Source organism: uncultured Bradyrhizobium sp., assembly GCF_936928535.1.
Lineage (GTDB): Bacteria > Pseudomonadota > Alphaproteobacteria > Rhizobiales > Xanthobacteraceae > Bradyrhizobium.
Genome location: NZ_CAKZHY010000127.1, coordinates 52,070 through 62,030 on the forward strand (window position 1 = coordinate 52,070; position 9,961 = coordinate 62,030).

At 64.0% G+C, this 9,961-nt stretch carries 11 protein-coding genes; 10 read left to right on the forward strand and 1 reads right to left on the reverse strand.

Annotation, left to right across the window (positions count from 1 at the left end; all coding sequences use genetic code 11):
* Nucleotides 1-109: 109 nt before the first annotated feature.
* Genes Q0687_RS26680 through Q0687_RS26690 form a run of 3 tightly spaced genes read left to right on the forward strand, consistent with a single transcriptional unit; the run spans nt 110 to nt 2,293 of the window.
* Entirely contained in the window at nt 110-922 is an 813-nt protein-coding gene (locus Q0687_RS26680; protein WP_298883664.1) for an SDR family oxidoreductase, read from the forward strand.
* 14 nt (nt 923-936) lie between these two features.
* Nucleotides 937-1,491, forward strand: a complete 555-nt coding sequence (locus tag Q0687_RS26685) for a carboxymuconolactone decarboxylase family protein (protein ID WP_298883666.1) — start codon at nt 937-939, stop codon at nt 1,489-1,491.
* Between the two features lies 1 nt (nt 1,492).
* Nucleotides 1,493-2,293, forward strand: a complete 801-nt coding sequence (locus Q0687_RS26690; RefSeq protein WP_298883668.1) for an SDR family NAD(P)-dependent oxidoreductase — start codon at nt 1,493-1,495, stop codon at nt 2,291-2,293.
* Between the two features lie 51 nt (nt 2,294-2,344).
* Here Q0687_RS26690 and Q0687_RS26695 read toward each other — a convergent pair whose 3' ends face one another.
* Complete coding sequence (locus Q0687_RS26695) at nt 2,345-3,655, reverse strand: sorbosone dehydrogenase family protein (RefSeq protein WP_298883698.1); 1,311 nt, start codon at nt 3,653-3,655, stop codon at nt 2,345-2,347.
* Between the two features lie 202 nt (nt 3,656-3,857).
* On the opposite strand from Q0687_RS26695, the gene Q0687_RS26700 reads away from it, so the two are divergent.
* From Q0687_RS26700 to Q0687_RS26730, 7 genes are all read left to right on the forward strand, one after another.
* On the forward strand, nt 3,858-5,051 hold the full coding sequence (locus Q0687_RS26700; protein ID WP_298883670.1) for a urate hydroxylase PuuD: 1,194 nt from the start codon (nt 3,858-3,860) through the stop codon (nt 5,049-5,051).
* Nucleotides 5,052-5,189: 138 nt separating this feature from the next.
* Nucleotides 5,190-6,047 carry a VOC family protein gene (locus Q0687_RS26705; protein ID WP_298883672.1) on the forward strand — a complete coding sequence of 286 codons (858 nt, stop codon included), beginning with the start codon at nt 5,190-5,192 and terminating at the stop codon, nt 6,045-6,047.
* Between the two features lie 77 nt (nt 6,048-6,124).
* A complete protein-coding gene (locus tag Q0687_RS26710) occupies nt 6,125-6,400 on the forward strand; it encodes a hypothetical protein (RefSeq protein WP_298883674.1) in 276 nt (91 codons plus the stop codon).
* Between the two features lie 194 nt (nt 6,401-6,594).
* Nucleotides 6,595-7,563 carry a lytic transglycosylase domain-containing protein gene (locus Q0687_RS26715; protein ID WP_298883677.1) on the forward strand — a complete coding sequence of 323 codons (969 nt, stop codon included), beginning with the start codon at nt 6,595-6,597 and terminating at the stop codon, nt 7,561-7,563.
* A 316-nt stretch (nt 7,564-7,879) separates the two neighbouring features.
* Nucleotides 7,880-8,482 (forward strand): hypothetical protein, encoded by a 603-nt coding sequence (locus Q0687_RS26720; RefSeq protein ID WP_298883679.1) that lies wholly within the window; start codon nt 7,880-7,882, stop codon nt 8,480-8,482.
* Nucleotides 8,479-8,895 carry an HGGxSTG domain-containing protein gene (locus tag Q0687_RS26725; RefSeq protein ID WP_298883682.1) on the forward strand — a complete coding sequence of 139 codons (417 nt, stop codon included), beginning with the start codon at nt 8,479-8,481 and terminating at the stop codon, nt 8,893-8,895. The genes Q0687_RS26720 and Q0687_RS26725 overlap by 4 nt, the downstream gene beginning before the upstream one ends.
* Nucleotides 8,846-9,202 carry a response regulator gene (locus tag Q0687_RS26730; RefSeq protein ID WP_298883684.1) on the forward strand — a complete coding sequence of 119 codons (357 nt, stop codon included), beginning with the start codon at nt 8,846-8,848 and terminating at the stop codon, nt 9,200-9,202. The genes Q0687_RS26725 and Q0687_RS26730 overlap by 50 nt, the downstream gene beginning before the upstream one ends.
* The last annotated feature ends 759 nt before the right edge of the window (nt 9,203-9,961 follow it).

The following is a 9,961-nucleotide window of genomic DNA, read 5'->3' on the forward strand; positions in this document are numbered from 1 at the left end:
CCGCGCCATGCAATTCCGTGCGATGTCAATGACATCGGCACGGGACGGCCGGCCTTCTCTCTTCCGCGCGCGATTGCTAGTTTGCACGAAAATATCGGGATGGAACGAGATGCAGGGCCCTGAGGACGACGCCGGCCTCGCCGGCAAGGTTGCGCTGATCAGCGGCGGCGGTGCAGCAGGCGATGGCATCGGCAATGGCCGCGCTGCAGCAATTCTGCTCGCGCGCGCCGGCGCGAGAGTGCTGGTGGCCGATCGCGACCTCAGGCTCGCCGAACGCACCGTCGAGATGATCATGGCCGAGAGCGGCACTGCCGCAGCCCAGGGCGGCGACGTCACCAGCGAGAACGACTGCAAGGCGCTCGTCGAGGCCGCCCTCGACCGCTGGGGTCGGCTCGATTTCCTCGACAACAATGTTGGAATCGGCAGCCGCGGCAGCGTGGTGGACGAGGCGCCGGAGCAATATCGCCGCGTCATGCAGGTCAATGTCGAGACCATGTTCCTGCTGTCGAAGCACGCGATCCCCGCCATGATCAGGACCGCCAAGGGCGGCGCGATCGTCAACATCTCCTCGATTTCGGCGCTGCGGCCGCGCGGGCTGACGACCTACACGACTTCAAAGGCGGCCATCATCGGGCTGACGCGCGCGATGGCAGTCGATCACGGCCGCGACAATATCCGCGTCAACTGCATCTGCCCCGGACCGATGTACACGCCGATGGTCTATGCCCGCGGCATGAGCGAGCAGGCCCGCGCCCAGCGCGCCAGGGCCTCCGTGCTCAAGACCGAGGGGACCGGCTGGGACGTCGGCCATGCCGTCAAATTTCTCCTGAGCAACTTTGCGCGCTACATCACCGGCCAGGTGCTGGTGGTGGACGGTGGCGTGACGTTGCAGGCCCCCGAACGCGAGTCGCAAGAACACTAGAGGAAACATGCAAAATGGCCCGCCTGCCCTATCTCGATGCCGACCAGGTCGCGCCCGAATATCGCGACATGCTCAAGCGCAACACCAATCTGCATAAGCTGCTGGTCAACTCGCCGGAGATGGCGCGTGCCTTCAACGGCATCGGCGGCTACATCCGTTTCAAAAGCAAGCTCGACCCTCGCCTGCGCGAACTTGCTATCCTCCAGGTCGGTTGGATGGAGAAGTCGGAATACGAGTTCACCCATCACGTGAAGATCGGCAAGGAGTTCGGCGTCACCGACGAGGATATCGCCGGCCTGATGGCGGAGACCGAAGGCAAACCGTCAAAGCTGGAGCCGCTCGCCAGGGCGATCCTCAAAGGCGCCCGCGAGATGGTCCGCGAGCTTGCGATGTCGGATGCGACCTTCGCCGAGATCAAGCAGCACCTCTCCGACGAGCACATGACCGATCTCGTCCTGACCATCGCCTTCTATTGCGGCGTGGTGCGCGTGCTCGCCACCATGAAGATCGACAACGAGCCTTATTACAAAGAGGTACTCCAGCAGTACCCGATCCCGGGAGTGAACTGAGATGCGCTTGAAGGACAAGGTTGCGATCGTCGTTGGCGCCGGCCAGAGCCCCGGCGAAGGCATGGGCAACGGCCGCGCCACCGCACTCACCTTTGCGCGCGAAGGCGCAAAAGTGCTGTGCGTCGACCATCATCTGGAATCGGCGCAGGAGACCGTCGCGATGATCGCGGCGAAGCAGGGCACCGCGGCGGCCTTCAAAGCCGACGTGACAAAATCTGCGGACATCAAGGCGATGGTGGCGGAGGCACAGGCGCGCTGGGGCCGCATCGACGTGCTGCACAACAATGTCGGCGTCAGTCTCGCCGGGGGCGATGCCGAACTGCTGCAAATCACCGAGGAGGCGTTCGATCGTGTCGTCGCGATCAATCTGAAGAGCTGCATTCTGGCGGCGAAGGAAGTGATCCCGATCATGCGCGCGCAGAACAGCGGCGCCATCATCAATATCTCGTCGATGGCGGCGATCACCACCTATCCCTACGTCGCCTACAAGGCGACGAAATCGGCGATGATCGCCTTTACCGAGCAGCTCGCCTATCAGAACGCCGAATACGGCATCCGCGCCAACGTCATCCTGCCCGGCCTGATGAACACGCCGATGGCCGTCGATACCCGCGCCCGCGAATGGCACAAGACCCGCGCCGAAGTCGAAGCCGAGCGCGACAGCAAGGTGCCGCTGCGCAAAAAGATGGGCACCGGCTGGGACGTCGCGAACGCCGCGCTGTTCCTGGCGTCGGATGAAGCGAATTTCATCACCGGCGTCACGCTGCCGGTGGATGGCGGAGCGAGTGTGAGGCGGGGGTAGGTCGATCTACTCCCTCGCCCCGCACGCGGGGACAGGCGAGGGAGAGCGCGCTCAGCGTGAATAAGTCACCCGCCAGATCGTCCCGCCCGTATCTTCCGAGATCAGCAGCGATCCATCCTTGGTCACCGCGATCCCCACCGGCCGCCCCCACACCTGGCTGTCGTTCACGACAAAGCCCGTGACGAAATCCTCGTACTCCCCGGTCGGTTTGCCGTCCTTCATCCTGATGCGGATCACCTTGTAGCCGGTGCGCTTCGAGCGGTTCCAGGAGCCGTGCTCGGCGGCGAAGGCGTCGCCGTGATATTCGGACGGAAACTGCGTGCCCTGGTAGAAGGTCATGCCGAGCGAGGCCGAATGCGGTTGGATCAACACGTCCGGGACCGTCACCTTGTCCTTGAGGTCCGGCCGCGCGCCGGCGTGACGCGGATCTTCGTTGTTGCCGATGTAGAACCACGGCCAGCCGTAGAAGGCGCCCTCTTTAACGCTGGTGACGTAGTCGGGCACGAGATCGTCGCCGAGCCCGTCACGCTCGTTGGTCGAGCACCAGGGCAGGTTCGTTTGCGGCTGGATCGCAAGACCGACACAGTTTCGGATGCCGGTGGCATAAAGCTTGCGATCTTTACCCTCGGGGGTGAACGAGAGCACCGCGGCACGCTCCGCCTCATAGCCCCAGGAGGCGCCGAGCGCCTGCGCGCGCGCCCAGGCCTCGAGCCCGCCGGGCGGGCTGCCCATGCCTTCGGCGACATTGCTGGCCGAGCCAACCGACACCAGCATGCGCTTGCCATCCGGCGTGAACACGATGTCGCGGGTGGAATGGCCCGATCCCTGCGCGAGATTCGCCACCACCACATCGGCCTTGCCCGACGCTTTCAGATCGCCGGCATGATAGGGAAAGCGGACGACGTTGCCGGCATTGGCGACATAAACCCATTGCGGGTTCTCACCCGTCGGGAAGAAACCGATGCCGAAAGGATGGGTGAGCCCGCTGGCGAAGACCTCGTTGGTCGCGACCTTGCTGCCCTCCCCGAGACGCAGCACGCGAATGCGCCCCTGTCCGGTCTCGGCAACGAAGATATCGCCGTTCGGCGCGACGCGCAGCACGCGGGCGTCGGAAAGGCCGTCAGCCAGAAGCTCGATCTTGAATCCATCAGGTACATCAGGCGTCGCACTGCCGCGAGCCGTCACCCGCGTGGAGTTGGACACCGAGGGCGAGGCGCCGGGCTTTGGCAGATCCTGCGGGCGGATCAGCCTGACGGTACCGGGCTTGTCAGCCTGCCAGCTGCCATAGGCATCCTTGCCCTGCAGCACGGGCTCTCCTTGCGCGCTTGCAGAAACGACCAACAGCCATGCGGACACCATCATGTGCGAAACATGAATCTTCACGCCACCTTCCTCCCGGACTCATCTGCCAAATCCCACGTCAGCTCATGCCCGCACGATGTGCAGAGGGTGTGACCCATCGTACTGGAAAACGGCGCGGATCGGTGCAACAGATTGTAAGGGCACGGCCGCAGGTTGCGGTCATCAAAGCTGCGGCATCCGTGCCGCCATTGATGGGGTAATCATGTGGGGATCGATCATATCGGAATGGGCGAGCCTGCTGCTGCGCTGGCTGCACGTGGTGGCCGCGATCGCCTGGATCGGCAGTTCCTTCTATTTCATTGCCCTCGATCTCAGCCTCAAGCCCAGGAGCGACCTGCCTGACGGCGTGCAAGGCGAGGCCTGGCAGGTCCATGGCGGCGGCTTCTACCGGATCATGAAATATCTGGTGGCCCCGACCCGGATGCCGGACGAATTGACCTGGTTCAAATGGGAGGCCTACACCACCTGGCTGTCCGGCTTCGCGTTGATGGTGGTGGTGTACTATCTCGACGCCGACCTGTTCCTGGTCGACAAGTCGATCCTCGAACTCACGCCATTCCAGGCCGGACTGTTCAGCTTCTGCAGCCTCGCATTGGCGTGGTTGCTTTACGAGGCCGCCTGCCGCACCGGCCTTGCGCAGCGCGAGCTGCCCTTCGCCATCGGCGGCTATCTGTTCCTGGTCGCGCTGACCTACGCCTTCACCCATGTGCTGAGCGGGCGCGGCGCCTTCAACCAGATCGGCGCGCTGATCGGCACCATCATGGTCGCCAACGTCTTCGCGGTGATCATCCCGAACCAGAAGAAGATCGTCGCGGCGCTGATCGCGGGACAGGCGCCCGATCCGAAACTCGGCAAGACCAGCAAGGAGCGGTCGGTCCACAACAACTATCTGACGCTGCCGGTCGTCGTGCTGATGATCAGCAATCACTATCCCCTGCTCTACGCCACGCGCTTCAACTGGATCATCGTCGCGATCGTGCTGGCGCTGGGGCCGGTGATCCGTCATTTCTTCAACGAGGGCCATGCCGGGCGCAAATCGCCGTGGTGGGTGTGGGGCGTCGCTGCCGCAGGTGCGATCGCGATCCTGTTCCTCTCTGCGGCCGGCCCGCGCGAGGTCAAGACCGGCGCGCTGTCAGCGCAGCCGACACTCGCCAATGTCGAGGAGATCGTGATGTCCCGCTGCAGCATGTGCCATGCCGCCGAGCCGGTGTGGGCCGGCATCGTGACCGCGCCGAAAGGCATTCTGCTCGACGCACCCGAGCACATCCATCGCAACATCCGCCTGATCGGCCGCGTCGCGGCCTGGTCCAATGCGATGCCGCCGGGCAATATCACCGAGATGACCAGCGAGGAGCGCGCCGTCCTCGCCGCCTATATCAGCGAGCAGGATCGCTGATCACCGATGCTGCATGTCGCGAAATGAAATTCCCGGTCTCCCCTCGATTTGAAAATGACTTGAGCGCCTATCCGGCGTAGACAAGGCTGGCGGCTGCAGGCCGTCCAGAGTCAGTTCGCAATTGCCGGGGAAATCACAGTGACCCTCAAGAACGTCATCGGGATCGACCACGCCGTGGTCATGGTGAAGGACCTCGACAAGGCTGCCGAGAACTATCGCCAGCTCGGCTTCACGCTCTCACCGCGCGGCACCCACAGCGCGCATATGGGTACCGGCAACTACACCATCATGTTCGACCCCGACTATATGGAGCTGCTCGGCGTGCTGGTCGCAACCGAGCACAACGCGCCGGCGCGCGCCTTTGTCGAGCGACAGGGTGAAGGCATCGAACGCATCGCCTTCACCGCGATCGATTCCGCCGCCGGGGCCGAGGAAATCCGCGCGCATGGCTTCACGCCGATCGGACCGACCGATTTCGAGCGGCCGGTGACGTTGCCTGACGGCACCGTCTCGGCGGCAAAATTCCGCACCTTCATGTGGCCGACCGCGGAAGCGCCCGGCGGCGTGCGCATCTTCGCCTGCCAGCATAAGACCCGCGAGACGGTTTGGATTCCCGAGCTGATGACGCACGCCAACGCCGCGAAGCGGATCAGGCAGGTGCTGATCGCAGCGCCCGAGCCCGCAGCGGAAGCCGCGCATCTGGCGCGGCTGATCGATCGCGAGCCGAAGGCAGAGGGCGACGGCGCGGTGACGGTGACGTCGGGCGGCGACCGCGCCGACTTCGTTTATCTGACGCTGGAGCAGCTCGGCAAACGCTATCCTGGCGTGCCGCTCGCCGGCCTCTCGAGCCGCGGCGGCGCAGCGCTGGTGCTCGTCAGCGGCGATCTCACGGCGACCGAGAAAGCGCTCGGCCCGGCGGGCATCCGAAGCGGAGCTGCGGTCGTCGTGCCCCCGGCCAAGGCCAACGGCACCCTGCTCGCCTTCGTCGCCGGCTGATTTGAGGCAATTCTTTAACGTGCGTTTACCCGGTGGCTCTAGGCTTCCGGTGAAGTCCGAGCCGCCCGGGGACATGCATGTTCAAAGAGGGATCGCCGATCGCTTACGACGCGCCGGCCGAGCTGAAGAAGTGGCCGTCGCTGAAGGGCCAGCGGCAGAAGGATCGTGGTCCGCCCTATCTCGTCTACAACGGCACGCTCGCCGACTGCGTCCGGGAACTCATGGGCAAGCCCGTCAAGGGCATCTCGCTCTACGACATCATGACGAAGCCGCAAGCGGCCTTCGACCAGGCCGTGCTGTCGCCCGGCGATGCCGCCGAGATCGCGATGCGCAAGGATTTTCCCAAGGCTTAGACGGCAAGGCCTAAGGCTCCGACCTCGCGGTTCCCGTAGAACCGCGGGCGCGGCTGCCCGCGTTCCTGCGAGGGGAACACCGTACTAACACCGGTGGTCTCGCGGAATCGCAGCTTCGCCGCAATTACGGTTAAGAAGTCCTTGTCACCGGCGCCCGCTGGTCGTTCCCCCACAGTTCGAGGACTCTTACCGAGATGCGATTTCTCGTCGCGGCTTGCGCTGCGTTCCTGCTTCTGATGTGCGACGTCAGCCCGGAGCCGACATGGCAAACCTCACATTTCGACCAGGCCACGCCGAAGTCCGACCGCGCGCCCTCTTTGGTGCCAATCGTCGAACTCTTCCTCGCGAGTGTGCAGGCCATCGAGCTGGCCAATGCGCGCGCATCCTTTGAGGAGCCGATCGAGCCGGAGCCCGCAGTCGAAGTGGCCACAGAGCCTCCGGCGTCCCCGACTGAGCAATTCTGCCGTGCGCTGAAGGAAGCGGCCGAGGAGAGCGGCATTCCCGTCCCGTTCTTTGCCCGCCTGCTCTGGCAGGAGAGCCGATTCAAATCCGACGAGGTCAGCCAGGCCGGCGCGCAAGGCGTTGCGCAGTTCATGCCGGAGACCGCCGCTGAAATGGGGCTCGACGATCCCTTCGATCCGATGAAGGCGCTGCCCGCATCGGCAAGATTCCTGCGCAAGCTCCGTGACGATTTCGGCAATCTCGGCCTCGCCGCGGCCGCCTACAATGCCGGTCCCGGCCGCATCCAGAAATGGCTCGCCAGGGAAAGCGACCTGCCTCGCGAGACGCGCGACTATGTCCGCATTATCACCGGCACCAAAGCCGAAGACTGGATCGAGCGCGCGGATGCGCTGGCGATCCGGATCGACCTGCCGCGCGAGGCGCCCTGCGAGGGCGTCGGCAGCCTGTCCAAGACGAGGGACGTTGCCTGGGTGTCCGCGAACCTCACGCCGTCGACTGCCACCATCATTCGCAGGGCCGAGCAGTTGGCGGCGCGGCTCGCAGCCAATCGCGCCCGCAAGCATCTCGTGGCCCTGCTCCGCAAGAGCGGCGCGGCCCACGGCAAGGCGCGCAGCATGATCGCGGCCCGTGCCAAGGGTGCTGCCAAAGGGGCGAAGGCCCACGCCATTCGTGTGGCGGCGCGCGAGCGGTCTTCGAGCTGAGGCCCCGTGCCGGACCAGATCGGCGAAAACAACCCCATGCACAGTAGCCGGCGCCATCAGGATCGCCGGCCTTGCGCGGCGGCGTGTTTTGAGGATTTACAGAAAATCCTTTGACCCGTCGGGCAAAACAGGTGCATGATGGCATCATCGCGATATCAGCCGGTCTCCACCTCGCGTCCGATCCCGGACGCCTGAACCGGCTTGCGCGAGAACGCCTCTCCGACATCTGAAAACTCTCAACCGCCGCGCCAGCAGACGCGCGACCCGCTTCGCTCGCCGCGAGCCCGCGCGCCTCCGCCGGCAAAGGACACAACGCATGACGACATCCCTCACAGTTCCGGAAACGACCGCCATCGCAGCCAGCGATCGCGCCGGGGCCATCCCGAGCCCGAAGGTCAAGCTGCGCCGCCGGAACATCGTGATCGAACATCCCGACCCGGAAGCCGGCGAAGCGCTGTTGGCCGAAGCGCTCGGCGCCGCCGACCGCGACGCGCTGCATGGCCTGCTGAGCCAACTGGTGAAGGCCAGCGTCGTCGCCCGCAAGCCCGACCAGGGCACTCTCGCCTTCATGGTCTCGACGCTGAAGAACATCGCGCCGAGAGATTCGCTCGAATCCATGCTGGCGGCGCAGATGGTGAGCATTCAGGTCGCGACGATGCGCTGCGCCTGTCGCCTTGCCTGCACCGAGGACGTGCAACAACAGGAGAGCCTGACGCGCGCGCTGACGCGGCTGTCACGCACCTTCGCGGCCCAGATCGAGGCGCTGAATCGCCATCGCAGCAACGGCGCGTGCGCGATCACGGTGCAGAATCTGTCGGTGCAGGACGGCGGCAAGGCGGTCGTCGGCAATTTTTCGCAGCACGCGAACCTGATCGCTGCGCAGTCTGGCCTCGTGCGCGCGGAAGTCCTCCCCGCATGAGCCACGCCCGCAACACCGCATCAATGCGGGCGAGCATCCGCTGCGGCGCGCGAACGCGCAGCGGCGAAACCTGTCGCGCACCGGCGCTGCGCGGCAAGATGCGCTGCCGCATGCACGGCGGCGCGTGGGGATCCGGCGCGCCTGATGGAAACAGCAATGCCGTCAAGCACGGCTTCTTCACCAGCGAGGCGATCGAGGAGCGGAAGTTTGTCCGCACCATATTGGCTGAAGCGGAGAGCCTGCTCTGCCAGCTGCCCGCACAACCGCAAAAGAACGCCACCCCGCGCGAGAACGGAACCCAGCCCACTCCGGGAACAGAAAGTCCCGTTCGCAATTCACATATGTTGGAAAGTGAGGTGCGTCATGGGCCAATCAAAGCCGATGAGGCCGACCGCGATCGTCGTCGAGGATGATGACATTCAACGCAAGATGCTGGCGCTGCTGCTCGAAGAGAGCAATTTCGAGGTGCTCCAGTGCGAAGATGCCGAGACCGCGGCGCTGGCACTGAAAGCACGTCATCCCGCCCTGATGGTGACCGACATCAATCTGGTCGGCAAGATGGACGGTGTGGATCTCGCGCACTTTGCCCGGCAGCATGATTCCGGTGTTCGGATCATCGTGATCTCGGGCCGTCCGCTGCCACGTCCCCTGCCGCCTGGAACGAAGTTCCTCACCAAGCCGGTCTATCCCACGGTGCTGCTCGCAGAAGCCGGCCGATAGCAGCGGTTTGCTGGCATCACGCGCAGGCACTATCCCGAAGCCTTCCGGCCGCCGGCCCTCGCGCGGCCGGCCGACGGGAGAATGAAAGCCCAATGCGCGGTTTTGGCCCGTTCGAGACCTGCCGGCTCGGTCTGACCACGTCCGCTCATCCGGCTAGACCCGGAAGTCATGGCCTCACGGGCAAACCGACGCTGTTGACCCGTTGGGGACATTGGTCAAAATCCGCTCCATCGTGAGCTTAGGGCCGCGTGGTTAGAGATGAACTTGCACGTTCCAAAGACTGTGGAGGAAATATACCACGAAGAGCACCCCAGCAAAGACTAGTACCAGTAGCATCGCTATCGAATACTGGCGAACCTGCCGAGTTTTTCTCCGAAGCCAATTACCTGCTCGCTATCCTGAATACGGTTGGACAGAGCAATAAGAAAATAGCCGAAAACGATGTGCGCCGCGCCTCCGAAAACAAACCACATCGAGTCGATTTCACCTTTGATGTTAAAAGGAGTGGTCGAGTATCACTGAATTTGTTCTACGATGCGCGTTGAAAGTGGCCCTTGCTACGTTCCAACGCAACCGCCGTCGCGAGGACATGCTTGCCGACGCCTTAACATAAAGCGATGAATAGAAAATTGTGCGACGCATGAGTCCGTAAGTAGCCCTTCGCGTCGCTTCGTCGGGCGCGCCATCATGTCCGCACACAAGGGGATTCCGTTGCAAAACTCCTTGAGCCTCGATGGCGGGCGGTGGTTTCAAGTCTGA